The organism is Streptomyces sp. NPDC041068, assembly GCF_040647455.1.
In the GTDB taxonomy this organism is placed as follows: Bacteria; Actinomycetota; Actinomycetes; order Streptomycetales; family Streptomycetaceae; genus Streptomyces.
Map to the genome: position 1 here is coordinate 951,100 of NZ_JBEZCG010000001.1, position 21,962 is coordinate 973,061.

The following is a 21,962-nucleotide window of genomic DNA, read 5'->3' on the forward strand; positions in this document are numbered from 1 at the left end:
GGCCGGGCCCCGGTGAAGAAGCACGGGGCGGGCCGCAGGGCGACGTGGCGGCTCCCGGCGCCTCACGCGTCAGGCGAGGGCGGAGCCGGCGGACCCGGTCAGAGGAAGTAGAGATGCATACGTCAAGGGTAACAAGCCCGTGCGCCGGCAGTGCTGCCGCTCACTGTTCTGCTGATTCTCACGGTCACCGCAGCGGCAATGGGCAATGCTGCACGGGTGATTGACCGAGAAGCCGCGGTGCGCATCGTCGAGGAAGAGCTGGAAGGCCCGAATCAGGCATGGGCCGCCCTGGGCGTGGACTCGATGCGCATGGCCGTGGCGGGGGTCGAGGAGCACGAGCTGGTGTGGATCGTCTACTGGCAGACAGAGGAGTACGTGCGTACCGGGAAGCGCGATGTCATGGTGGCGGGCAATGCGCCGTATCTGGTCGACCGCGTCGATGGCGGGCTGCACCAGATCGGCATCCCCTCCGCGATAAGCGGGGAGTGGGAGGCGGACTACCGTTCCCGCATCCGCGGGCTTCCTGTCCGGACCGCGGTGGATGATCTCCACGACGAATTACGAGGGATCGTGACCGCAGGCGGACGCATGCAGGCCGTGCGGACACTGCGCACGAGGGTGCCTGTGCTGCCCCCGGGGCAGTGCATCGAGTACGTGAGCGCGTTGCTGGACGGCGATGCTCCGGCCCACCTTGTTTCGATCGCCCTCGAGCAACTCGTCGAACCCATCGACCCAATGGATACCGCGATCACCATCAGGCAGGGCGACCCCGGACGCTCCTGACGCGCGACGCGGGCGACAAGCGGCCGCGGCCGAGGTCGATGCCGGTCGAGGCCATCGGATATTCCCTGTCGTGTCGGCCCGTGGACGTGCAGACTCGCAGCATGGCGGACATGTGGGCGTTTCGGGACGCGGTGCGTGAGTGGGCGGCCGGTGGGCCCGCCGAACCGGCGAGTGAGCTGGCCGTGCAGCTGGGGTTGCGGACGGCGGTGCTGCTGGAGGGGCCGAGCGACCTGGCGGCCGTCGAGACGCTGGCCCTGGGGCGCGGCAGGGATCTGGCCGCCGAGGGGGTGTGCGTGGTGCCCATGGGCGGGGCGATGAGCGTCGGCCGCTATGCCGGTCTCCTCGGGGAGCCCGGCCTCGGCCTGCGCCTGACCGGGCTGTGCGACGAGAACGAGCGAGGCTTCTACGACCGCGGCCTGGAGCGGGCCGGGGCACCGCGCGAGGGCATCTTCGTCTGTGTGGCGGACCTGGAGGACGAGCTGATCCGCGCACTGGGCACGCCGCGGGTCGAGGAGATCGTCCGGGCCGAGGGGGACGACCGTGCCTGGCAGACCTTCCTGCGCCAGCCCGCCCAGCAGGGCCGCCCCCGCCACCAGCAGCTGCGGCGCTTCCTCGGCACGAAGAAGGGCCGCAAGATCCGCTACGGCCGGCTGTTGGCGGAGGCCCTCGAACCCTTCGCGCCCGGACAGGTACCGGCGCCGCTGGACGACCTCTTCAGCAGTGTGTAGAGGTGTGATCCGCAGTGTGCAGAGGTGTGATCCGCGCTCAGCCGACCGCCGCGCCGAACCACTGAGCCAGCCTGTCGGCCAGTTCCCCCTGGCCGTCACCGACCCACGCCACGTGACCGTCGGGGCGCAGCAGCACCGCGGGCGCGTCCAGTTCCTCGCTGACGTCGACGACGTGGTCGACGCGGTCCGCCCAGCCCGCCACCGAGAGCCGGCCGGTCCGGTCGAGCAGCAGGCCGCGGCCTGCGTGCGTCAGTTCGTAGAGGCGGCCCCGCTTCAGCGTCATGTCCGGCAGGCGCCTGCCCAGGAGTTCGTGCCCTTCGCCGAAGTCGTAGCGGATGCCGGTGGCGATGATCTTCTCCGTCAGAAACCGGTTCACGTTCTCGAAGGCCATCAGCTGCGCCATCAGTCGGCGCAAGGCCTGGGGCCCCGGCTCGGTGGACATCAACTGCATCTGGGCGCGGGTGAGATCGAGTACGTCGGCGGCCACCGGGTGGCGTTCGGAGTGGTAGCTGTCCAGCAGGCCATCCGGTGCCCAGCCGCGGACCTCGGCGGCCAGTTTCCAGCCGAGGTTGAACGCGTCCTGGATGCCGAGGTTCAGGCCCTGCCCGCCGACCGGCGGGTGGATGTGCGCCGCGTCGCCGGCGAGCAGCACCCGGTCGACCCGGTAGCGCTCGGCCTGCCGCGTGGCGTCGCCGAAGCGGGACAGCCAGCGCGGTGAGTGCACGCCGAAGTCGGTTCCGGCGTACACCCGTAGCTGGCGCTTGAACTCGTCGAAGGCCGGCGGGACCGAGCGGTCCTCAGCCATGCCCTCGGCCGGCACGATGACGCGGTACACCCCTTCGCCGAAGGGCCCGAGGCCGAACAGCTTGTGGGTCTTGCGGACTTCGGCCACCACGGCGGCCACCGTCTCCGGCGACTCCGCCACCTCCATCTCGCCCAACAGGGTCTCGATGGTGCTGGGCTCGCCGGGGAAGTCGACCCCGAGCAGCTTGCGCACGGTGCTGCGGCCGCCGTCGCAGCCGACGAGGTAGCGCGATTCCAGCCGTGTGCCGTCGGCGAGTTCGGCGGTCACCCCGTGGTCGTTCTGGCTCAGTCCGACCAGTTCACAGCCGCGCCGGAGCTCGGCGCCGAGCTCGACGGCGTGCTCGGCCAGGAGGCGGTCGATGGTGGGCTGCGGCATGCCGAGGACGTAGGGGTGCGCGGTGTCGAGCTCGGCGGGGGACGGCTTTTCGATGCCGGCGAAGAAGCCGTGAACCGGGTACTGCCGGCCCTGCGCGAGGAACCGCTCAAGCAGCCCGCGCTGGTCCATCACCTCGATGCTGCGCACGTGCATGCCGAGCGCGCGGACCACCGGGGTCGGCTCGGCCTCCTTCTCCAGTACGAGCACGTGGACGCCGTGCAGCCGCAACTCGGCCGCCAGCATCAGGCCGGTGGGTCCAGCACCGGCGATGATCACGTCGATCATGAAGGTCCCCCATTCATTCCCGCAGGTCCGGGCTTCGGCCGGAGATTGTGCAGCATGAATGGGGCCTTGCCGCAAGGCCCCCCGTGAGCTATATGTTGAGAGTGGCAAGGAGTGTGTGACCTCCTTGCCTTTCCTTTTGTCGCGCGTGCTTTGTGGGGCGGGGCGTTCCGCCCGACCGGTGCACCGCGAGACCGGAGCGGCGCTTGCTCCGCGCAACGGCCCCGGCGGACATCCGTATCTGCCGCATGACCAGGCCGGTGAAGCCATCGCCCGAGGCTCAGCCGGACATGGGGCGCTCGGAGGAGCCTGCGGGCGTCGCCGCGCCGGTGGGAGGCTCTCTCGAACTTGTCGATTATCGATATGGTCCTCTACGCTCAGGCATATCGAAAATCGATAGGGAGGGGCGCGGTGAACACGCGACTGACAAGGACCCTGGCCGCACTGACCTTTGCGCTGGCGCTGCTCAGCGGGCTCGCCTTCATCGGCACGGGGTTCACGCACATGCTCGACGACGGCGCGGTCTGCGTGGAGACGGGCTTCTGGCGCAACGCCTCGCTGGGGCCGGAGGGCCTGCCGATCAACAAGGGCGTGGAGGCGTCCAGCAGCGCGGCGCGCCTGTGTCAGGACGACCCCTCCGTGGGACAGCGCGCCGCCGACCTCGGAAGCCAGCTGCCCTGGCTGCTGTTCGCCTTCCTCGCGCTGCTGTTCTTCTCACGGCTCCTGAAGGCCGTCGTATTGGAGGGGCCGTTCACCGACGCGGTAGCGCGACGGCTTACCGTCCTGGGGTGGTGCGTCGCCGTGGGAGCGCCGCTGGCCGGCCTCGTCGCGGGCTGGTCCCACTCCTGGCTCGTCGGGAGCATGGCACCGATCGTGGGTTCCGGGCCGACGGTCGCCGGACCGCAGGTGCTGGTCCTCGCGGGACTCGCCGCGGTGATCATGGGGAAGATCATGCGCGAGGGTGTGCGCATGCGGGAGGACCTCGAAGGGACCATCTGATGTCTGACGAAGGGGTCATCTGATGCCTGAAGAGGAAGTCCACGGAATCCGGATCCACCTCGACAGGCTCCTCGCCGAGCGCGGCATGACGCTCACGGAGCTGTCCGCGCAGGTGGGCATCACCGTCGTCAACCTGTCCGTACTGAAGAACGGCCGGGCCAAGGCCATCCGCTTCTCGACCCTGTCGAGGATCTGCGACGTCCTGCACTGCCAGCCGGGAGACCTGATCACCCACGACCCCGACCACGGGGCCTAGTCGGCCCACTGGTCGCCGAACACCTTCACCACCTGTTGTTCCGAGGTGTACGCGGACCAGCCCGGGTCGCCGTCGCGCGCGAACGCGACCCAGGCTCCGTGCATCGCCTCGGCAAGACCGGCCGGCGCCGCCTCCGGGCCCAGCAAGCCGTGGTCGCCGTGCAGCCACGGCTCGTCGGCGAGGTCGAACACGTACGGGAGCTCGGCCGTGTGCGCGGCGCCGAGACGGCCGCCGAGAGCGGTCGAGCGCCGGGCGAAGGAGTAGACATGGGTCCGGTGGCCCGAGATCCGGGAGTGGGCCCCGGCCATGCGCGCGCTGCCGGCGCCGAACAGCGCTTCGCCCAGCAGCGCTGAACGCAGTTCACCGGGCGTGGCATCCGGGCGTGCCGCGCGGTGGGCCGCGACCGCGGTGGCCGGTTCGGTGAACCCCGCCGCGGCGACGGCGAACACGTCGGCTTCGGTGGTGGGTTCCAGCGCGTCCTGGGGCACGAGGTACAGGTTCCCCTCCTCGGTGTTGCTGCCGATGAGCACCGAGACCTCGGCAGCAGGGCCGTCCACGAGTGCGTCGGCCGGCTGGACGGGAAGGACCAGGCCGAACGGGCTCAGCCCGAGCAGCGGATCCCCGGCCGTGGAGGTGCGCAGGTCGATTCCGGACAGCTCCGGCATGACGCCGAGAAAGGCCGCGTCCGGGATCGTGGCGAACCGCTCGACGGTCGGCTCGACACCGAGCGCCTGCGCAGCCCTGGCTGTGACTCGCTGGGCCTGTTCGGGGGTGAAGGCGCCGGTGCCGTTGCCGCTCTGGACGATCGCGCCGCGGAACAGGCCCTTGGCCTCCGGTGTTGCCAGCAGCGCGCAGATGATCGTGGCACCCGCAGACTGCCCGAAGACAGTGACCTTGCCGGGGTCGCCGCCGAACGACGGGATGGTGTCGTGCACCCAGCGCAGCGCGGCCAGTACGTCGAGCAGTCCGCGGTTCGCCGGGGCTCCGGGCAGGTCGAGGAAGCCGGGAACGCCCAGGCGGTAGTTCACCGTCACCAGGACGACTCCGTCACGGGCGAAGGCTCGGCCGTCGTACAGCGCGGCGCGGGTGGAGCCGCTGACGAAGCCGCCACCATGCACGAAGACCATGACCGGGCGCTTCTCGCCGCCCCCTGCGACCGGGGTGCGGATGTCGACGGTCAGGTACTCGTCGCCCGGCACCCAGCCAGGTCCGAAGTAGGGGGTCATGTGGAGACGTCCGAAGTCGCGGGTCGGCTGCGGCGCCGTCGGCGAGGGCTGCGTGGCGTCCCTGACCCCGGACCAGCCGGGGTGCGGTACGGGCGGGGCGAAGCGTCGAGCGCCGCGTGGGGCCATCGCGTACGGAATGGCTCGGTACAGCTCGCCGAACCGGTCACGCAGACCGCGTACGTCGCCTGAAGGTGTTCTGACCAGCGGGTGTGAGTGCTGGGGCATGGATCTTCCTCTCCGCTCTCTTCTGTGTGCCTGTGTGCTTTGCCTGTGTGCTCTTGGCTCCTTGCTCTCGGCCTTGGGTCCCTGCGCTTCACGCGATGCGGGGGAAGCCCGCCCACCCCTTGATCGCGAACTTCGAGCCGTCCCTCGCGATCTCGGCCGCACCGTGACCGCCGAAGTGGGCGGGAAGGACAAGGGCGTTGCTGTCGGCCGCCCGGCCGAGCAGCTTGCGCCGCGTCGCCCGTGCCTGGGCCGGGTCCTCACAGAAGCAGGAGTTGGTGTCCGGCTCCGTGATCTGCAGTGCGGTGTGCAGCAGGTCGCCGACGAAGAGCGCGCGATCGCGTCCCGACTCCAGCGCGAGCACGGACGAACCCGGCGTGTGGCCGGGTGCGAGCTCCAGCCGCAGGTTCCTGTCGATCCGGTAGGGGTCGTCCCACAGTTCGACGAGCCCTGCCCGGTGCACCGGTGCGACGCTGTCCTCGAACACGTTCTGATTGCCGCGGCCGAGGAGCGGCTCGTGGCCGTTGGCCGGATTCCAGAAGTCGAAGTCCCGCCGCGGCACGAGGTAGGTGGCATTCGGGAACGTAGGCACCCACGTACGGCCGTCGAGGTACGTGTTCCAGCCGACGTGATCGATGTGCAGATGCGTGTTGACGACGATGTCGACGTCTTCGGGCCGGACTCCGGCTGCCGCGAGATGGTCGAGGAAGCCGGTGTCGAGCCGGTTCCAGACCGGCGCGTACGGCCGGTCCTTGTGGTTGCCCACGCCGGTGTCGACGAGGATCGTGCGTCCTTCGCTGCGCAGCACCCAGGACTGGATCGCCGAGTTGCACTCGTTCGTGGCGGGGTCCCAGAAGTCCGGTGCCAGGGTGGGGTGATGGCGTTCCCATGCGCCTTCGGGACTGTCCGGGAAGAAGTCCGAGGGAGTCATTCCGACCGGGCCGTAGTACTCCTTGACGCGGGTGACGGTGACGTCACCCAGGGCGATCTGTGCCATGGTCTTCCTCGTTGCTCGGGGGAGGGGGCGTGGACGGACGCTCCCGAGCTTGGAAGGTGCCGCCCGGACCGGCCAGCCCCGCTGTGTCCTACCCCTGGCAGGGAGTGGCTGGGCCGAGGGCCATGTTGCACACTGCGTGCATGGACGGACCTGGCCCGCTGGGCGACTTTCTGCAGGCGCGCCGGGCTCGGCTCCGGCCCGAGGACGTCGGGCTGCCCGCCTTCGGGCCGCGCAGGGTGGCCGGTCTGCGCCGGGAGGAGCTGGCGCAACTGGCGGGCGTCAGCGCCTCGTACTACACCCGGCTCGAACAAGGACTGTCCCGCGGCGCCTCGGCCGAGGTGCTCGACGCCATCGGGCGGGCCCTGCGACTCGGCGAGCACGAGCGCGATCACCTCACACGGCTCGCCGACGCCTCACGCCGTACGAAGCGGGCCCGTCGGCCGCAGCCAGAGCACGTCGCGGACGAGACAAGGGATTTGATGCGGGCCCTGGACGGGGTTCCGGCTCTGGTCCTCGGCCGGCGCACCGATGTGCTCGCCTGGAACGGCCTGGGCCATGGGCTGCTCGCAGGGCACCTGGACCCGCTGGCTCCACAAAGCTCGGACCACCGCCCGAACATGAGCCGGATGCTGTTCCTCGACCCGCACTGCCGTGAGCTGTACGGGGAGGACTGGCGGCGCAAGGCGCGCGCTGTCGTCGGCAACCTCCGCACCGTCGTGGGCAGGCACCCCGAGGATCCGCTGCTCGCGGAGCTGATCGGCGAATTGACGATGAAGAGCCCGGAGTTCGTCGCCCTGTGGCGGGACCACAGCGTGTCGCCCTGCGACGCGGCCTCCTACGACCTGCACCATCCGGCGATCGGAGCGCTGACCGTCACGCAACAGACGCTGGCGCCCCTCCGCACGCCGGAACAGGTCCTCGTGGTGTGCACGACGCCCGCCGGTTCCTCGTCGGAGGCCGCGCTCGCACTGCTGGGCGGTGTCGCTCTCGCCTAGCCCAGCCTGCGGGCCCGTTCGAGGACCTCGGCCGGAGCCTTGGCCACCGAGCCGGTGTCGAACGGGGGTTGTGGGTCGTACTCGGTGTAGAGCTGGATCGCCTGGGCGGTCACCTCGTCGGTGAGCAGCGCGGCCAGCTGCACGGCCATGTCGATGCCGGAGGAGACACCGGCAGAGGTGATCACCCGGTCCTGCCGTACCACGCGCTCGGGGGTGTAGACGGCGCCGTACGACTCCAGGTGGGCGGCCGCGTCCCAGTGGGTGGTGGCGGTCAGACCGTCGAGGAGGCCCGCCGCGCCGAGCACCAGGGAACCGGTGCAGACCGAGGTGGTGAAGCGGGACCCGACATGGATCTGACGCACCCAGCCGAGGAAATCGGGGTCGTCCGACATGGCCTTGAAGCTGCCCCCGCCCGGGATCAGCAGGACGTCGCAGCGTTCGACATCGGAGTACCTGGTCGGGACGTGCACCGGCAGGGAGCCCAACACGTCCTGCACCAGGCCGGGTTCGGCGGTCACGAACCGCACGGTGGCACCGGGCACGTACGCGAGGACCTCGTACGGCCCGATCGCGTCGAGCGGCTCGAACTTGTCGAAGAGCGGGATCACTATGTCCATGCGCCGCAGCTTAGCCATCCCGCGATCAGGCCTCGCCGAGGCTTAGGGAGGGCTCGTCGCACCCTCGCGTTCAGGCCGCCGCCCGTAGCGCGGCGAGCCCCGGCCCGTCGAGCTCGTCCAGCGCCTCGTCGCGCCCGGAGACGGCGAGCAGCAGGGAGAGAGCGGTTCCGCGCACCTGCGGTCCGTCCGGCTCCCCGATCAGCACGTCCGTGTCCGTCGAGGCCAGTTGGAGACCGGCCACTCGTTCCTTGGCCCCGCCGAACGACGCCGAGGTGCGCACCTGCAGGCGGAGCGATCTGGCGACGGCCTCCGGAGGGTAGGCGTGAGCGATGCCCAAGGGGCGGCGGATGTCCTCGCCATGGACGACCTCCTCGACGAGCCGGGTGTCGAGGGGAGCGGGAGGGCCCGTTCTGCGCGAGGCCACCTGCCGCAGCCGCTCCAATGTCTCCTGCGGGAAGGCGCCGCGCTCGCGCTCCACACCGCGCGCGTTCTGACGGTGGAAGTCGAAGCGGGCCCGGACGAGCCCGCCCATGAAGCGGAGGCGCGTCGTGCGCGCGGTGTCGACCAGATGGGCGACCACGTCGTGCACGGTCCACCCGGCGCAGAGCGAAGGGAGCTCCCACTGCTCGTCGTCGAGGCGGGTGAGGTCCTCGATCAGCGCCGCACGCTCCACATGCACCAGCGACCAGACGTCTTCGTTCACGGCTGTTCCTCTGCTCGACCTCGGTCTCAGTTTCTGCCAGGGGAGACTCACGGCGGGGCAGGAACTCATCGCTGGGAGCGGATCACGGTGCCAAGGGGGAGAAGGGGGGGGGCGGTGGGCGCCCACGCGTTATCGATCTCTGCGTCCCGGCACCTGTCCCGCACCTCGGGGAGCCCATCGGCTCGAGCCCCCCGGCTTGCCCGCACCGGCCGACCACACCGTCACCGCTGCCACCGCGTCGCCTTCATCGTCGTACGCGATCGGACAGCGGGCGTCGGTGTACGGCAGCCCGGCCGCCATCGCGCGCCAGCCGGGCCGACGCCGCCACCGGCCACCGCGGGCCACCCTGGGCGCGGACCGGATCATCGCGAAAGCTAACGTGGCGTTGCGATACGAAGCATCAGCTTCCGCTGTGACAACGACGGCGGCGGCAGCAAAGGCAGCAACGGCAGTGACGCCAACGACGATTGCGACCAACGGGGAATCTCATGTCCTTGCACCGCACGATCCGTACCACCCTCCTCATGGCCGCGGGCACGACCGTGCTCGCCCTCACCGCCGGCGCCTGCTCGTCCGGCTCCGGTGACGACTCCAAGTCCGGGGACGGCAAGGGGACTTCCGCCGACCGTGCCCCCAAGGGCGTGGTCACCCAGGCCGAGGCGAAGAAGATCGTCGACAACTACGTGAAGGTCAACAACCGGGCCAACGCGAAGCGCGACAGCGACATCCTGTCCGCGGTCGAGGGCGGCGGGCTCCTCGAGACAAGCGCGAACACCTACAAGCAGGACAAGCTGCAGTCCGCGAAGGACAGGGCCGAGGGCCGCAAACCGTTCTCCTACGTGAATCGCGAGTTCGTGATTCCGTCCGCGAAGAGCGGCGTGACCTGGTTCGTGATGCGTGCCGACACCAAGGACCACAACGGCACGTCGCCGAAGACGAGCCGCGCCACGGTCGTCTTCGACAAGCAAGACGACGAATGGAAGGCCGTCTGGAGCGGCTGGACGACCAAGAAGGACCCCAAGACGCCGGCACTGACCAAGGACGCCGACGGCTTCGCGGTTCCGGTCGGCGACACCGCCAAGAGGCAGGGCGTCCTCGCCCCCGACCAGATGGACGACGCGCTCGTCGCGCTCTACTCGGGCGACGAGAAGCTGGGTGCGAAAGTCGGCGCGAGCGAGACCGCGAAGTGGATGACCCAGTTCCCGCTGGAGCAGAACAAGATGCTCACCCCCGGCGGCAAGGCCACGTACGAGGCGGGCGAGACGGACCACAAGAAGGTCTACGCGTTGAAGACGGAGGAAGGCGGCACGCTGACCTTCTTCAACGCCGACGTCCAGGAGTACATGCGCACCACCGACCCCGCCGCGCGCATCACCCCGTCCCCGCAGATCGCCTTTCTCGTCGGCAGCAAGAAGGGCGAGATGGTCTTCCTGCTGGACTACCTGCACCAGGGCTCGGCGTACATCCCGGCCAAGGGCAAGGTCTCGATGGTCACGGACAGTTGGGACATGATCAAGGCGAAGGGGCCGCAGCGGGGCCTTCGCTGAGGACTTCGCCGACGTCGTCACGCATCCCGAGAACGTAGGTGGCCGTGAGCGCGACGGCGTGATCCTTGTCGTGCGTCAGCTCGGTGAGGGCATGCGTCGCCGTGGTTCCCGGGATGTCGGCGAGTGCCTGGGTGAGCCGTCGGCGGGCGGAAGGGGCGGCGGTGGCGTCGGTGAGGCGGTCGATGAGCCCGGTGGCGATCTGATCCGCCAGCGCGGTGTCGTCCGTCGACACGGCATCGTCCGCCGATGCCGTATCGCCCGTCGGCACGGCATCGTTCGCCAGAGTGCTCAGCGCGTCGGCCGCGTCGACGTCATTCGTGCCCCCGACGACCATGTCGATGAGCGTCGGGATCGCTTCGGTCGCCCCCCGCGCCCCGAGCGCCAGGGCTGCCCAGCGTCGCACGGTGAGGTCGGCGTGGGTGAGGGCGTCCCGCAGCAGCGTGGTCGCCTCGGGAGTGGTGATCTCGGCGAGGGACTTGACGGCGCGCTCGCGGACCGGGGCCGACGGCGATCCGAGACCCTCCGCGAGCAGCGCGGGACCGCGGTCGCCCGACTGTGCCAGTGCCCATCGCAGGGCCCCGGCGACGTGCGGGTCCGTTTCGCTCAGCGCCGCCTGGACCAGCGCCTCGACCGGCACGGGATCCTCCGTGGCGGACGACAGGGCCGCGCGCTGGCGCGTCCCCGCGCTCTTCGACCCCAACGCCTGCAGAAGCGACACGGTCTGCAGGACGTCCTCCCAGCCGGCGGGCTCAGCGGCATCGATCCGACGGAGGCGTGTGAGCAACTCCGTCTCGACCGCGATGCGTTCCTGTGTCTGGCGGATGAGGTCGTCGACGAGCTGCGAGGGGGCGAAGCCGGGATCGTCCAGCGCACGCTTGACGTCCCGCAGTGACAGACCCAGCGACCGCAGGCTCTCGATGTGGAAGATCCGCTGGACGTCCTGGCCGGAGTACTCGCGGTAGCCGCCGTCGGTCCGGCCCGTCGGCCGCACCAGGCCGAGCGAGTCGTAGTGCCTGAGCATGCGGGCGCTGACCCCGGACCGCCTCGCCACCTCACCGATCAGCACGGATCACCCATCCTTCCGTTCGTCTCCGCCGAGAGCGACGATGCGCTTCGCCTCCTCGACCGCGAACTCGAACCCGGCCTCCGGGTCGCGCAGCAGCCGTTCCGTGGCGATGGCATGCGTGGACACGTGAGGGTCGGGATCCGTCGCCGCGGCGCGCAGGGCCGGCAGGATCACCTCGCCGAGCGCGATGAGCGCCCGGCTGAGGCTCAGCTGCGTGTCGCGCCCGCCGCGCCCGAGCTGGGTCGCCAGTACCGCGGTCAGTGCGGGCTCTTCACCTGGGGGTACGAGGACGACCGCCGCCCGCCAGGCGCTGCGGGCCACCTCGTCGTCGGCGTCGGTCAGCAGTGCCCGCGTGATGGCGGGCCACGCCTGCCGGTCCCCGATCTTGGACAGGGTGTGCAGGGCCTGGCTGCGCGCCTGAGCACGTTCCGACCGCACTTCACCGACGAGCGCCGGAAGCGTCATGGAATCCGGGTGGCGGATGAGTGCCCACGTCAGCATTTCGCGTACGTAGAACTCGGGCTCGATCGCGCACCGCCGGATGAGCGCGTCGACGAACCGCGGGTCGGGGGCCGTACCGAGGGCCAGCGCCGTGCGCAGCCGCACCGACGAGTCACCGTGCTCCAGCCCCTGGAGAGCCTGCGTCGTGCCGGTGTCCTGTTTCGCCATGGTCATCGGGACCACCTCCTTGGCTCCCCAGTGAAGACCTTGTCATTGTGTCAAGGTCAAGCGAGGGGACGCGCGCCGCGCGTCCGGGTCGAGCGCATTCCGGCAGTTGTACGGGGCAGAGTGCCGCGATGCGGGCCGGGCCTGGTCCGGCCTGTTCGTCCTGGGCCGGGTCCCGCCGGTTCGTCCCGTGCCCGGCCCGGTCTGTTCGTCCCGTGCCCGGCCCGGCCGGAATCCCCACGCGGTGGGCTCAGGCGGGCAGCTTCGTGTCCACGACGCAGCTGATCTCGATGACCTGGCCGGGGAAGGTCAGTTCCGTGATGCCGACGACCGTGCTGACCGGATGGTGGTCGCCGAAGTACGCCAGGTTGCCCTCCGCCGTCGCCGCGGCGTTCTCCCGCAGGTTCACCACGTACAGCGTCTGGGAGACGACCTGGTTCCGAGTGACGCCGTAGTGGCCCAGGACCTTGTCCGTGTTGGCGTATGTCTGCTCGAGCTGCGCGGCGAGTTCGTCCGCGTGGACGAACTCGCCCGCCTCGTCGAGCGAGAGCTGCCCGGAGATGTGGATCAGGTCGCCGGACCTGATCGCCTGCGCGTAGCCGAAGTCGCTCTCGGCCGGCACGTGGTGATGGAAGACATCGATGGTGGTCACGGTGGTCTCGCCCTTCCTGATGTGCTCTCTTGCGGTTACTGGGAAACCGTAGGAGAGTGAGCGCCGACCTGGAAGAACGCACTTTTCGGTGACTGGGGTACCTGATGGTGACCAAGCAGCTGCTCAAGGGCCTGCCCGAGGACGCCGACCTGCGGCGCGCGGACTCCCTGGCGCGGGAGATCTTCTCGGACGTCGCCAACAAGTGGGCGCTCCTGATCATCGAGGCGCTCGGCGAGGGCACCCTGCGCTTCAGCGAGCTCCGCGACGAGGTCGAAGGCATCAGCCACAAGATGCTCACCCAGAACCTGCGCATGCTGGAGCGCAACGGCCTGGTCGACCGGAAGGTGCACCCCACCGTGCCGCCACGGGTCGAGTACACCCTCACCGAAGCGGGCCGGGGCCTGCGCGCCACGGTCGACGCCATGTGCGGCTGGACCCACGCATACCTCGGCCACATCGAGGACGCGCGCCGTCACTTCGACGCCTGAGCGGAGCTCAGCGACGGGCATTCGCCGCCGACTTGGCTCGGACCGCCATAATTCCCGTGCTCTTCAAGCGATCGTCGGGCTACTCTGCCCGCATGGGTTTCGTCATCAAGGTGCAGCTCTCGCGCACCCGTGCCACGCGCTGACCGACGTCGGCTCTCGACGTCGGTCTCCGGTACCGCACGCTTGCGTCACACCGATGACTAGGACCTCACCATGACCACGTACGTCTTCATCCCCGGTGCCTCCAGCAATGCCCAGGCATGGGGCCCTCTGCAGAACGAACTCGCCCTGCGCGGCCACGCGTCGTACGCCATCGACCTGCCCGGACACGGCAGTTCGGCCGATCGTCCCGCGCCGTACTTCGCCTCGCCCCAGGACCTGGAAGCGCTCGCCGCAGCGCCGTCGCCCATGAAGGGCATCACGCTCGACGACAACGTCCGGTACGTCGTCGACATCGTCACCCGCCTCGCCGCGCACGGGCCGGTCGTGCTCGCCGCCAACAGCTTCGGCGGCATCACGCTCAGCGCCGTCGCCAACGCCGTGCCCGAACTGCTGCATCGCATCGTGTACATCTCGGCCGCCTGCCCGACCGGCTTCACCACGCCGGAGGACGAGGTGCAGCCCGCCGAGGACGACGGGAACCTCCTGGACGCCGCCGTAGCGAGGATCACCACCGGCGACGTCGCCGCACAGGGCTTCGCGCGGCTCAACTGGCGCGCCGCGCACAGCGATCCGGATCTCTTCGCCGAACTCAAGGCCGCCATCATGGCCGACGGGACCGACGCCCAGTTCCGCGCGGTCATCGACACGATGGACCCGGACGAGAACTACGACGTGATCGGCCCGGACTCCGTGATACGCGCCGACCGTTGGGGTTTGGTACCGCACACCTACTTCCGGCTCTCCGAGGACCGCAGCATCCCCGTCCAGGCGCAGGACCGCATCATCGCGGAGGCGGATGCCGTCACCCCGGACAACCCCTTCGACGTGCACACCCTGGCCACATCCCACGTCGGCTACTTCAGCCGCCCAGCGGAGTTCGCCGAAGCCCTCTCCAGGCTCGCCTGAGGGAAGGGCCTCAGGGGCAGGGAAGGGCCTCAGGGTCAGGGATAGGGAAGGGAAGGGAGCGAAGGCCGCCCGTCCCGCCGGCGTCTCATCCGCCGGCGGGACCCGGCCAACTCGCCCTCCCGCCACACCGCGTTCCACGGGGCGGCGTCGTGGTGCCCGATGATCAGCCCAGGCCCGCACCCCGCTCTCTACCTCAGGTTGCAGGAGGGGTTCCTTCCGCGGGGCGATGCGACCTCCGCCCCGGTCAGGAAGGCTGCTGCGCAGGACCAGGGAGAAGGAGAAGAGGAAAGGCCGCATGGAAGCGACCAAGTCACCCGACTGGAACGTCGTGGGAATCCTGGGGGCCTCGCGCGGCGCGCGGACGGGCGCCGGGGGACCCATCGGCAGCGAGCACCTGCTGGCCGGCATCACCGCGGCCAAGGGGGCGGCACGCGAGGCACTCGCGGCCGAAGGGGCGACCAAGGTCGCGCTCCTCGCGGTGCTGCGGGACCGGACGGACCGGGACGACGCGTGGAGCGCCGACGACGACGCGGAGGGAGTCGTCACCGAGAGGGACGTCCTGGGGGAGGAGGGCGAAGACCGCACCCGCTACACGGGCGCCGCGGCCAGGGCACTGACCGCCGCGATGGAACAGGCCCGGCGAGAGGACGCCAAGAAGTTCGGTGCCGAACATCTGCTGCGGGGACTGCTGGAGGGGGACAACCGCGCGGTGGAGGCGCTTGGCACGTGCGGCATCCCACCGCAGGCCGTACTCGCCCGCCTGGACGGCGGCACCGGAAGCCAGGAGGACAGCCTCGACCCCTTGCTGCACCCCACCCGCGACGTCCTGCTCGGCCACCGCCACTACCGCCGGGCGCCGTTGTGGATGCGGTGGCTGCTCAAGCTCAGCGGGGTCAACTGGGCGGCCCGGCCCGCCTGGTGGGTGAGAATGGAGACCTACGAGCAGGCACGCCGTCTCGGCAGCGACACGGTGGGCACCGAGCACGTGCTGCTGGCGGTCCTGGCCACCCACGAGGTCGCGCAGCGGTACCCGCACCTGGCGGGGGAGAGCACCACCGGCCTCGGCTCCCGATACGCGGGTGGCGAGCGACTCGCCGACCTGGGCGTCGACTACGCCTCGGTCCACAGCGCCCTGACCGCTGGTGACCGTGTTCGCCTGACGCCCGACGCCCGGCCCGTCGAGCAGTACATCGACGAGACCAAGGGCGCGGGCCCGACGAGTGTCCCGGACCCCGGCCGCCCCGACTCCCGTTCCGACGCGGAACCACCGGCCGATCCGGGCACGGGCCCTCTGGTCGAGACCCTCCTGGGAGAAGAGACGCGGGCCCGCCGACTGGTCGAGGCACTGGCCGCCCCTCCCGGAAACTGAGCGGGCCCGCGTCTGGGGGGCACGGTTACTCCGGCAGCACGTCCGCCGGTATCTGCGCATCCTTTGCCTTGTCTCCTGCGAGGAGTTGGTCGGCGTACCCGGCTTCGGTCCACACCAGCTTCTTGAACTGCTCCGGGGTGAGCACTCCCCGCCACGGGGTGCCGCCTGGGCAGAACACCGAAGTGCAGCCGTAGCAGTAGTGCGCCGGCTGCCACAGGCGCTCCGCACGCGGATACCCGGCTTCGGCGGCGTCCTTTTCCCGCCTGTCACTGCGTACGACCATGAAGGTGCCGAAGAAGCAGACCAGCGCGAGTGCCGCACCGCCGAGTGAGTACAGAGGTTTGTGCTGATCGACGCCCATGTACACGAGGCCGATGCCGAGAGCGGTCAGCAGCATGCCTTCCGCGAAGTGCATGCATCCGTCGCCGGTCTTGTCCGGACCCGGATCCAGACGGTCGTACAGGCCATGACGCCTCGCACCCTTTCTCTGGCGCGCTTCCTCAACCGTCCGGACCTCGACACCACCGCAACCCGGACACATCAACCCGACCGTTTCTCCGGCACCCGCAGATTCCATGCCGATCAGCCTAGGTTCCGACCGAACTCGCTCCCGAACCGGGCCTATCGGGGTGTGATCCCCTTGACCCAGTCGTCGACGGTGACGACGTCCGCCCACTGCGGGAACAGCCGGTCGATGAGGACATGGTGCACCTCCGGGTCGGTGTCCAGGCAGGCGTCGGCGAGGACCGTGAGGTCGAAGTCCAGGTCGTTCGCCTGGCACAGGGTGGACAGTACGACCGCGCTGGTGGCGATGCCGGTGAGCACGAGGCTGTCGATACCGCGTGCCCTCAGGACCACATCGAGATCGCTGCCCGAGAACGCGCTCGCCCGTCGCTTGGTGACCACCACGTCGCCCGGCCGGGGCGCGACCTCGGGATGGATCTCGGTGCCGGGGGCGCCCTCGGTGTAGAGGCCTGCGCGTGCGATGGCGGCGAGGGCCCTGTTGCGTGTGCCGACTTCGGGGAAGCCGGGGCGCAGCGCGATCACCACGTAGATCACAGGGATACCCGACGCTCGGGCGCCGTCGATCGCCTTGCGCAGGCGTGGCAGGTAGGTGGAGTCGACGTCGTCGCCGATGTCCACGATGTCCACGATGGCCTGTTGGACGTCCATCACGAGAAGGGCGTTGCTCATATCGTTTCAACGAGGTCGGTTCGGTGGCGAAACGGGCCGCTTTTCAGCCGGTTCTCGCTGGTGACGGGTCGGTCGCCGGTGTCGCTCACAACGTCGTCGCCTAACCTCGCGTACGAAGACGTCATGTGACGCCGTGTGCATTCGCATTGAGGAGGAGATGGTGTTCGGTAGGGGCAATCGGTTGCTCGCGGGCGCCATGATCGTGGTGTGCTTGGCGCTCGTCGGCCCCAGCGCACCCGTTGGAACCCTCGCCCTCTTCGGCAGGCCGCTCGCCGTCGAGTCCGTCAAGGACGTCGTGCCGAACCGCGTCATGACATGGAACATCTGCAACCCGTGCGAGGTGGGGAACGCGGGCCGGGCGGCGGAGATCGCCTCGTACGCGCCCCAGGTCATCGGCATGCAAGAGGCGTGCGTACGTGACGTCGAGCAGATCCGCGACTACCTGGAGCACCTCTACGGGCTGGTCTACCACGTCGAGTACGGGTCGGTTCTGCGCAATTGGGGTCGCTGCGGGGGAATGCCGTGGCGCCCCGGAGCCTTCGGTCAGGCGATTCTCTCGGCGGCACCGATGGCGGACCACGTCAGCGTGGAGTACCCCGACGGCGGATCCGAGGACCGGGGGTACATGGCAGTGACCACCCTGGTGGGCGGCAAGCCCGTCCGGGTCTTCAACACGCACCTCGCCCAACGACGTCAAGAGACGGTCCGGGCGGCCCAGACCCGCGTACTGGCCGCAGAGGTCGCCCGGCACGACCGCGCGATCGTTCTCGGCGACTTCAACGCCGTGCCGGACGCGCCCGAACTCGCGCCGATGTGGAAACCGGCCGCGGACGCGTCACCTCGGTGCCGTCCCTCGCCCACCGCCGGCACCTGCGAGCCGACCACCGACTGGCACCTCAAGTTCGACTACATCTTTCTACGGGGCGTCGAACCGCTCAATCAGCATGTGGAACCCAGCGATTATTCGGACCACCACCTGGTGCGGGCCGACGTGAATCCGGCTTAGCCGACGTGGATCCGGCTCGGCGGTCGGCCAGGGCAGGGCCCCCTCGGGCCCTCGTTCATGCCGCCGTAATGAAGTTGCTGCCGTTCCCGACGCCGGGCAAGGTCTGGATCATGCTTGAGCTACGCACTCTGGAATCAGAAGACTGGCCTTTGTGGCGGGAGTTGCGACTGGCGGCGCTCGCCGAGGCGCCCCATGCGTTCGGATCGACGCTGGCGGATTGGCAGGGCTCCGGCGACCGGGAGGAGCGCTGGCGTGCCCGGTTGTCCATTCCTGGCGCGCGGGATCTCGTCGCGTTGCTCGACGGCCGTCCGGTGGGGATGGTCAGTGGGGTTCCGGGCGAGGGGGCGGACAGCGTCGAGCTGATCTCGATGTGGGTCAGTCCCGCGGCTCGGGGCCAGGGCGTGGGGGACTACCTGATCCAGGCAGTGGAGCGCTGGGGCGCCGAGCGCGGTGCCAAGACGGTGCGCTTGTCCGTGATGCCGGACAACAGCAATGCGGTCGCGCTCTATGAACGCAACGGCTTCACGGACACGGGCGAGCCCGGAGATCTCCTGTCCGACGGCGTACGTCGGGAGCGGGTCCTGGCGAAGAGCCTGGTCACTGTGTGATCGTCTTGGTTTGATCGTCGAGCTTCTCGCGAAAGCCCTCCGCCGCCCCGAGTCGAAGCCCTCCGCCGCCCCGAGTCGAAGCCCTCCGCCGCCCCGAGTCGAAGCCCTCCACCGTCCCGAGTCAGGGGAAGGGGAGGGCTTTTCGGTGCCCTCCCCTTCCGGATTCCGTAGGCCGGCTGCGGCCGGGGCTCAGGGCCCGTAGGACCCGGCGTTCTGCCGCGCGGCGTTCGCCGCACTCAGCCCTTGCGCGAGTCCCTGGTCCGCGGCAGCACGCTCCAGTGCCCCGCGTTCCCCCGAACCGCCCCTGCGCCGCAGCACGATGACGCCTGCCACGACTGCGGCCACGAGCACGACCGCTGTGGCGATGATGAAGGTCATGATTTCCCCGCTCTCCTGGTGGAGCCGTTCTATGGGCCCCAGTTGAACTGTAACTCCGTGATCAAGGGCGTTCACCCTACGCTGCGTGTATGTGGAAAGAAGTCGCACTTGCAGCGTTCCCCGAAGCTGAGTTCAGTTCCCCGATCGGCTCGGGCGCGACAGCCGATGCTGAGCAACGGCTGGGCTGCGGCCTGCCATCAGCGCTCGTAGGACTTCTTGCGGAAACTGACGGCGTTGTGGGGCACTACGGAGTGGACACGGTCTGGCCGCTCGAGCGGCTCGTCGAGGACAACCTCCGCTTCTGGTCGGACCCGACCCTCGCCGGCCTGTACATGCCCTTCGGTCCGCTGCTCTTCTTCGGCGACAACGGAGGCGGAGACCAGTTCGCCTTCATCCGGACACCGCCCCGGGAGGACATCTACGTGTGGGACCACGAGGACGACAGCCGCCGATGGGTCGCTCGGAACCTGCAGGACTACCTGGGCCGGTCTCTCACGAGCGACGGGGACGACTGGTACCGGTAGCAAGCGAACGTCGGCGCCGCGAGGCGAGGGCCGGTTCATTCTCCGGTGGTGTCACGTGGTGCGGCGTGGCGCCATGCGGCACAGGTTGACGCCATTCGGTGTCATGTGGCGCCACTGGGTGCTAGTCCTTTCTGGCGGGTGTGCGTGATCGTGCGCGGCGTCCCTCTGTCTCGGCTTGCCTTCCTCGTGTACCTGCAGGTCAAAGCGGCTCGCGTGGAGCTCATTTCGCGTGAGGCGCCATGAGGCTTGCGCGTGGCGCCAATATGGTGCCATGATGGCGTCATGGACCTCACCCCGTACGTCGACAACCTCCGCCGCGACCTCGCGGTGGCCGCCGAAGCCGGCGGGGGAGACGCGCGCGAGCTGGCCGAGAGGCTCATCGCTCCCCTGGAGTCGGCGAGTCGGCTGGCGATGCTTCACGTGCTCTCCGCCGCGATGGGTGAGATCACCCGCGAGCTCGCCCCCGGCTCGGTCGACATGCGGTTGCGCGGTCTCGACCCGGACTTCGTGGTGACGCAACCGCCCCTCGACGACGCTGCCACCCCGGTGCCACTCGCACCCGTCGAAGCGGTCAAGGTCACGGCCGATGACCGCGAGGGTGGCGTCGCCCGCGTGAACCTGCGTCTGCCCGCCCGTCTCAAGGCCCGCGCCGAGGAGGCCGCCGGCCGCGAGGGCCTGTCGGTCAACGCGTGGGCGGTGCGTGCCCTGTTGGCCGCAGCCGACAGTGACGACGGCCCCCGGCCCCGTGCGACGGAGAAGACCCAGGACCTCGGCCAGGCCGGGACTGGCCGGGTGCGGTAGCCGCGACTCCCCCCCCGCGCTGCTACAGCCACACACTCCACTGCACTCCGCTCCACTCTCCACTTCACCCACGCCGCGTCCCCTCCTCAGTGCCACCAGCGGGGACACCCCAAGACCCATGAGGACGGGACAGCCATGCCTTCTTTCGACACCCCCGAACCGATCTCGGCCACGACGCACGTGGAAGCCGGTTCCATCCAGTTCATCGCGGGCGACCGACTCGACACCGTCGTCGAGGTGCGGCCGCGCAACCCGAAGAAGGACCTGGACGTGCGCGCCGCCGAGCAGACCGAGATCACGTACGCGAACGGAGTTCTGACCGTCACGACGCCCAAGCCCCTGCTCGGCCTCGGCCGTCCCGGCACCGTCGATGTGACGGTCGAACTGCCCACGGGCTCGCGTGTCGACGCGACGGGCGCCTGGGCCCAGGTGCTGGGCGTCGGCCGGCTCGGTGAGACGCAGGTGAAGACCTCGTCCGGAGACGTCCGTCTCGACAGCACCGGCCCGCTGCAACTCACCGCCTCCCACGGTGCGATCGCCGTGGAGCGGGTCGAGGGCCCGGCGGAGATCGCCACCGGTACCGGCAGCCTGCGCGTCGGCTTCGTCGGCGGCACCGCCGTCCTGAAGAACTCGCACGGCACCACGACCGTCGGCGCCGCCATCGGTGACCTGCGGGTGAGCAACTCCACCGGCGACATCGACATCCGGCGCGCCGAGGCCTCGATCACCGCGACCACCGCCAACGGCACCCTGAGCGTCGGTGAAGTGGTCCGCGGAACGGCCCAGTTGGAGACCTCGTACGGCGCCATCGAGGTCGGTATCCGTGAGGGCACCGCCGCCTGGCTCGACGTCAACTCGGACTCCGGTCAGGTACGGAACATGCTCGCCAAGTCCGAGGCCCCGCAGGAGACCGAGGAGACGGTCAAGGTCCACGCCCGTACTCGGTACGGCAACATCCACATCCTTCGCGCGAGGGTCTGAGCGCCGCGTCCACAGCCGCTCCCTGCCCTGCCCCCCACTTGCTTCAGCTTTCGAATGGTTCGAATGGAGAGCCCCATGCCTTCCTCTGTCATGCCCACAACCAGCCGGGCGGACGGTCACGCGTCGCCGCCCGCCGTCTCGGCCGTCGGTCTGCGTAAGTCGTACGGGGACAAGACCGTTCTGGACGGCATCGATCTGCGTATCCCGGGCGGGTCGGTGTTCGCGCTGCTCGGTCCGAACGGCGCGGGCAAGACCACCGCCGTGAAGATCCTGTCCACGCTCATCACCGCCGACGGCGGCCAGGCCCAGGTCGCGGGCCACGACCTGGCCGCCGCCCCGCAGGCGGTGCGCGCCACCATCGGCGTGACCGGTCAGTTCTCCGCCGTGGACGGGCTGATCACCGGTGAGGAGAACATGCTCCTCATGGCGGATCTGCACCACCTGTCCAAGCGGGAGGGGCGGCGGGTCGCGGCCGAACTCCTGGAACGCTTCGACCTCACCGACGCGGCGAAGAAGCCCGCCTCCACCTACTCCGGCGGCATGAAGCGGCGCCTGGACATCGCCATGACGCTGGTCGGCAACCCGCGGATCATCTTCCTGGACGAGCCGACCACCGGCCTCGACCC

26 protein-coding genes and 1 pseudogene are annotated in these 21,962 nt (G+C 69.7%); 15 read left to right on the forward strand and 12 right to left on the reverse strand.

Going from position 1 to position 21,962, the window contains the following annotated elements; genetic code table 11:
• Nucleotides 1-150: 150 nt before the first annotated feature.
• Entirely contained in the window at nucleotides 151-783 is a 633-nt protein-coding gene (locus tag AB0B50_RS03695) for a YrhB domain-containing protein (protein WP_362324906.1), read from the forward strand.
• A 101-nt stretch (nucleotides 784-884) separates the two neighbouring features.
• Nucleotides 885-1,511, forward strand: a complete 627-nt coding sequence (locus tag AB0B50_RS03700) for a TOPRIM nucleotidyl transferase/hydrolase domain-containing protein (RefSeq protein WP_362324909.1) — start codon at nucleotides 885-887, stop codon at nucleotides 1,509-1,511.
• Nucleotides 1,512-1,548: 37 nt separating this feature from the next.
• Here the strand turns inward: AB0B50_RS03700 and rox are convergent, their stop codons facing one another.
• Complete coding sequence (gene rox, locus AB0B50_RS03705) at nucleotides 1,549-2,976, reverse strand: rifampin monooxygenase (protein ID WP_362324912.1); 1,428 nt, start codon at nucleotides 2,974-2,976, stop codon at nucleotides 1,549-1,551.
• A gap of 408 nt (nucleotides 2,977-3,384) precedes the next feature.
• Here rox and AB0B50_RS03710 point away from each other — a divergent pair, with 408 nt between their 5' ends.
• Both AB0B50_RS03710 and AB0B50_RS03715 read left to right on the forward strand, forming a co-directional pair.
• A complete protein-coding gene (locus AB0B50_RS03710; protein WP_362324915.1) occupies nucleotides 3,385-3,972 on the forward strand; it encodes a DUF2975 domain-containing protein in 588 nt (195 codons plus the stop codon).
• 22 nt (nucleotides 3,973-3,994) lie between these two features.
• The gene (locus tag AB0B50_RS03715) at nucleotides 3,995-4,228 is read left to right on the forward strand and encodes a helix-turn-helix transcriptional regulator (protein ID WP_362324918.1); all 234 of its coding nucleotides are present in this window, start codon (nucleotides 3,995-3,997) and stop codon (nucleotides 4,226-4,228) included.
• Here the strand turns inward: AB0B50_RS03715 and AB0B50_RS03720 are convergent.
• Both AB0B50_RS03720 and AB0B50_RS03725 read right to left on the reverse strand, forming a co-directional pair.
• The gene (locus AB0B50_RS03720; RefSeq protein WP_362324921.1) at nucleotides 4,225-5,679 is read right to left on the reverse strand and encodes a carboxylesterase family protein; all 1,455 of its coding nucleotides are present in this window, start codon (nucleotides 5,677-5,679) and stop codon (nucleotides 4,225-4,227) included. The genes AB0B50_RS03715 and AB0B50_RS03720 overlap by 4 nt on opposite strands.
• A gap of 88 nt (nucleotides 5,680-5,767) precedes the next feature.
• Complete coding sequence (locus AB0B50_RS03725) at nucleotides 5,768-6,673, reverse strand: MBL fold metallo-hydrolase (protein WP_362324924.1); 906 nt, start codon at nucleotides 6,671-6,673, stop codon at nucleotides 5,768-5,770.
• A 140-nt stretch (nucleotides 6,674-6,813) separates the two neighbouring features.
• Here AB0B50_RS03725 and AB0B50_RS03730 point away from each other — a divergent pair, with 140 nt between their 5' ends.
• Entirely contained in the window at nucleotides 6,814-7,668 is an 855-nt protein-coding gene (locus AB0B50_RS03730; protein WP_362324926.1) for a helix-turn-helix transcriptional regulator, read from the forward strand.
• Here the strand turns inward: AB0B50_RS03730 and AB0B50_RS03735 are convergent.
• The 3 genes and pseudogenes from AB0B50_RS03735 to AB0B50_RS03745 all read right to left on the reverse strand — a co-directional run.
• Entirely contained in the window at nucleotides 7,665-8,285 is a 621-nt protein-coding gene (locus tag AB0B50_RS03735; protein ID WP_362324929.1) for a DJ-1/PfpI family protein, read from the reverse strand. The genes AB0B50_RS03730 and AB0B50_RS03735 overlap by 4 nt on opposite strands.
• A gap of 70 nt (nucleotides 8,286-8,355) precedes the next feature.
• Complete coding sequence (locus AB0B50_RS03740) at nucleotides 8,356-8,988, reverse strand: maleylpyruvate isomerase family mycothiol-dependent enzyme (RefSeq protein ID WP_362324932.1); 633 nt, start codon at nucleotides 8,986-8,988, stop codon at nucleotides 8,356-8,358.
• A 172-nt stretch (nucleotides 8,989-9,160) separates the two neighbouring features.
• Nucleotides 9,161-9,297 (reverse strand): annotated as a pseudogene (locus tag AB0B50_RS03745) (GNAT family N-acetyltransferase); the annotation flags it as partial.
• Between the two features lie 179 nt (nucleotides 9,298-9,476).
• Here AB0B50_RS03745 and AB0B50_RS03750 point away from each other — a divergent pair.
• Nucleotides 9,477-10,535 carry a hypothetical protein gene (locus AB0B50_RS03750; RefSeq protein WP_362324934.1) on the forward strand — a complete coding sequence of 353 codons (1,059 nt, stop codon included), beginning with the start codon at nucleotides 9,477-9,479 and terminating at the stop codon, nucleotides 10,533-10,535.
• On the opposite strand, the gene AB0B50_RS03755 is transcribed toward AB0B50_RS03750, so the two are convergent.
• From AB0B50_RS03755 to AB0B50_RS03765, 3 genes are all read right to left on the reverse strand, one after another.
• Nucleotides 10,501-11,601, reverse strand: a complete 1,101-nt coding sequence (locus tag AB0B50_RS03755) for a HEAT repeat domain-containing protein (RefSeq protein ID WP_362324937.1) — start codon at nucleotides 11,599-11,601, stop codon at nucleotides 10,501-10,503. The two genes, AB0B50_RS03750 and AB0B50_RS03755, sit on opposite strands and share 35 nt — an antisense overlap.
• A gap of 3 nt (nucleotides 11,602-11,604) precedes the next feature.
• On the reverse strand, nucleotides 11,605-12,276 hold the full coding sequence (locus AB0B50_RS03760; protein ID WP_362324940.1) for a HEAT repeat domain-containing protein: 672 nt from the start codon (nucleotides 12,274-12,276) through the stop codon (nucleotides 11,605-11,607).
• 241 nt (nucleotides 12,277-12,517) lie between these two features.
• Nucleotides 12,518-12,919, reverse strand: a complete 402-nt coding sequence (locus AB0B50_RS03765) for a RidA family protein (RefSeq protein WP_362324943.1) — start codon at nucleotides 12,917-12,919, stop codon at nucleotides 12,518-12,520.
• 104 nt (nucleotides 12,920-13,023) lie between these two features.
• On the opposite strand from AB0B50_RS03765, the gene AB0B50_RS03770 reads away from it, so the two are divergent.
• From AB0B50_RS03770 to AB0B50_RS03780, 3 genes are all read left to right on the forward strand, one after another.
• Nucleotides 13,024-13,407 carry a helix-turn-helix domain-containing protein gene (locus AB0B50_RS03770; protein ID WP_362324946.1) on the forward strand — a complete coding sequence of 128 codons (384 nt, stop codon included), beginning with the start codon at nucleotides 13,024-13,026 and terminating at the stop codon, nucleotides 13,405-13,407.
• A 213-nt stretch (nucleotides 13,408-13,620) separates the two neighbouring features.
• Nucleotides 13,621-14,475, forward strand: coding sequence for an alpha/beta hydrolase (locus AB0B50_RS03775; RefSeq protein WP_362324949.1), 855 nt, complete (start codon nucleotides 13,621-13,623; stop codon nucleotides 14,473-14,475).
• A 295-nt stretch (nucleotides 14,476-14,770) separates the two neighbouring features.
• A complete protein-coding gene (locus AB0B50_RS03780) occupies nucleotides 14,771-15,844 on the forward strand; it encodes a Clp protease N-terminal domain-containing protein (protein ID WP_362324951.1) in 1,074 nt (357 codons plus the stop codon).
• Nucleotides 15,845-15,869: 25 nt separating this feature from the next.
• Here the strand turns inward: AB0B50_RS03780 and AB0B50_RS03785 are convergent, their stop codons facing one another.
• Together AB0B50_RS03785 and AB0B50_RS03790 are read right to left on the reverse strand one after the other, a co-directional pair.
• Nucleotides 15,870-16,421: a hypothetical protein gene (locus AB0B50_RS03785; RefSeq protein ID WP_362324954.1), complete on the reverse strand. Its 552-nt coding sequence runs from the start codon at nucleotides 16,419-16,421 to the stop codon at nucleotides 15,870-15,872.
• A 44-nt stretch (nucleotides 16,422-16,465) separates the two neighbouring features.
• A complete protein-coding gene (locus tag AB0B50_RS03790; protein ID WP_362324957.1) occupies nucleotides 16,466-17,038 on the reverse strand; it encodes an isochorismatase family cysteine hydrolase in 573 nt (190 codons plus the stop codon).
• Nucleotides 17,039-17,195: 157 nt separating this feature from the next.
• Here AB0B50_RS03790 and AB0B50_RS03795 point away from each other — a divergent pair, with 157 nt between their 5' ends.
• Both AB0B50_RS03795 and AB0B50_RS03800 read left to right on the forward strand, forming a co-directional pair.
• Nucleotides 17,196-18,044, forward strand: a complete 849-nt coding sequence (locus AB0B50_RS03795; protein ID WP_362324960.1) for an endonuclease/exonuclease/phosphatase family protein — start codon at nucleotides 17,196-17,198, stop codon at nucleotides 18,042-18,044.
• Nucleotides 18,045-18,154: 110 nt separating this feature from the next.
• Nucleotides 18,155-18,652: a GNAT family N-acetyltransferase gene (locus AB0B50_RS03800; RefSeq protein ID WP_362325083.1), complete on the forward strand. Its 498-nt coding sequence runs from the start codon at nucleotides 18,155-18,157 to the stop codon at nucleotides 18,650-18,652.
• Nucleotides 18,653-18,841: 189 nt separating this feature from the next.
• On the opposite strand, the gene AB0B50_RS03805 is transcribed toward AB0B50_RS03800, so the two are convergent.
• The gene (locus AB0B50_RS03805; RefSeq protein ID WP_362324963.1) at nucleotides 18,842-19,030 is read right to left on the reverse strand and encodes a hypothetical protein; all 189 of its coding nucleotides are present in this window, start codon (nucleotides 19,028-19,030) and stop codon (nucleotides 18,842-18,844) included.
• Between the two features lie 89 nt (nucleotides 19,031-19,119).
• Here AB0B50_RS03805 and AB0B50_RS03810 point away from each other — a divergent pair, with 89 nt between their 5' ends.
• The 4 genes from AB0B50_RS03810 to AB0B50_RS03825 form a co-directional block, all read left to right on the forward strand.
• Nucleotides 19,120-19,554: an SMI1/KNR4 family protein gene (locus AB0B50_RS03810; RefSeq protein WP_362324966.1), complete on the forward strand. Its 435-nt coding sequence runs from the start codon at nucleotides 19,120-19,122 to the stop codon at nucleotides 19,552-19,554.
• A 282-nt stretch (nucleotides 19,555-19,836) separates the two neighbouring features.
• Nucleotides 19,837-20,355: a toxin-antitoxin system HicB family antitoxin gene (locus AB0B50_RS03815; RefSeq protein WP_362324969.1), complete on the forward strand. Its 519-nt coding sequence runs from the start codon at nucleotides 19,837-19,839 to the stop codon at nucleotides 20,353-20,355.
• Nucleotides 20,356-20,490: 135 nt separating this feature from the next.
• On the forward strand, nucleotides 20,491-21,336 hold the full coding sequence (locus AB0B50_RS03820) for a DUF4097 family beta strand repeat-containing protein (protein ID WP_362324972.1): 846 nt from the start codon (nucleotides 20,491-20,493) through the stop codon (nucleotides 21,334-21,336).
• A 75-nt stretch (nucleotides 21,337-21,411) separates the two neighbouring features.
• The coding region (locus AB0B50_RS03825) for an ATP-binding cassette domain-containing protein (protein WP_362324975.1) at nucleotides 21,412-21,962 on the forward strand (551 nt) is incomplete at its 3' end.

Coding starts and splice junctions, on each gene's coding strand:
- AB0B50_RS03770 (WP_362324946.1), top strand. CDS start 13,024: ATGGTGACCAAGCAGCTGCTCAAGGGCCTGCCCGAGGACGCCGACCTG.
- AB0B50_RS03800 (WP_362325083.1), top strand. CDS start 18,155: ATGCTTGAGCTACGCACTCTGGAATCAGAAGACTGGCCTTTGTGGCGG.
- AB0B50_RS03795 (WP_362324960.1), top strand. CDS start 17,196: ATGGTGTTCGGTAGGGGCAATCGGTTGCTCGCGGGCGCCATGATCGTG.
- AB0B50_RS03725 (WP_362324924.1), bottom strand. CDS start 6,673: ATGGCACAGATCGCCCTGGGTGACGTCACCGTCACCCGCGTCAAGGAG.
- AB0B50_RS03735 (WP_362324929.1), bottom strand. CDS start 8,285: ATGGACATAGTGATCCCGCTCTTCGACAAGTTCGAGCCGCTCGACGCG.
- AB0B50_RS03805 (WP_362324963.1), bottom strand. CDS start 19,030: ATGACCTTCATCATCGCCACAGCGGTCGTGCTCGTGGCCGCAGTCGTG.
- AB0B50_RS03700 (WP_362324909.1), top strand. CDS start 885: ATGGCGGACATGTGGGCGTTTCGGGACGCGGTGCGTGAGTGGGCGGCC.
- AB0B50_RS03760 (WP_362324940.1), bottom strand. CDS start 12,276: ATGACCATGGCGAAACAGGACACCGGCACGACGCAGGCTCTCCAGGGG.
- AB0B50_RS03815 (WP_362324969.1), top strand. CDS start 19,837: ATGGACCTCACCCCGTACGTCGACAACCTCCGCCGCGACCTCGCGGTG.
- AB0B50_RS03775 (WP_362324949.1), top strand. CDS start 13,621: ATGACCACGTACGTCTTCATCCCCGGTGCCTCCAGCAATGCCCAGGCA.
- AB0B50_RS03790 (WP_362324957.1), bottom strand. CDS start 17,038: ATGAGCAACGCCCTTCTCGTGATGGACGTCCAACAGGCCATCGTGGAC.
- AB0B50_RS03780 (WP_362324951.1), top strand. CDS start 14,771: ATGGAAGCGACCAAGTCACCCGACTGGAACGTCGTGGGAATCCTGGGG.
- AB0B50_RS03715 (WP_362324918.1), top strand. CDS start 3,995: ATGCCTGAAGAGGAAGTCCACGGAATCCGGATCCACCTCGACAGGCTC.
- AB0B50_RS03820 (WP_362324972.1), top strand. CDS start 20,491: ATGCCTTCTTTCGACACCCCCGAACCGATCTCGGCCACGACGCACGTG.
- AB0B50_RS03810 (WP_362324966.1), top strand. CDS start 19,120: ATGTGGAAAGAAGTCGCACTTGCAGCGTTCCCCGAAGCTGAGTTCAGT.
- rox (WP_362324912.1), bottom strand. CDS start 2,976: ATGATCGACGTGATCATCGCCGGTGCTGGACCCACCGGCCTGATGCTG.
- AB0B50_RS03785 (WP_362324954.1), bottom strand. CDS start 16,421: ATGGAATCTGCGGGTGCCGGAGAAACGGTCGGGTTGATGTGTCCGGGT.
- AB0B50_RS03730 (WP_362324926.1), top strand. CDS start 6,814: ATGGACGGACCTGGCCCGCTGGGCGACTTTCTGCAGGCGCGCCGGGCT.
- AB0B50_RS03720 (WP_362324921.1), bottom strand. CDS start 5,679: ATGCCCCAGCACTCACACCCGCTGGTCAGAACACCTTCAGGCGACGTA.
- AB0B50_RS03750 (WP_362324934.1), top strand. CDS start 9,477: ATGTCCTTGCACCGCACGATCCGTACCACCCTCCTCATGGCCGCGGGC.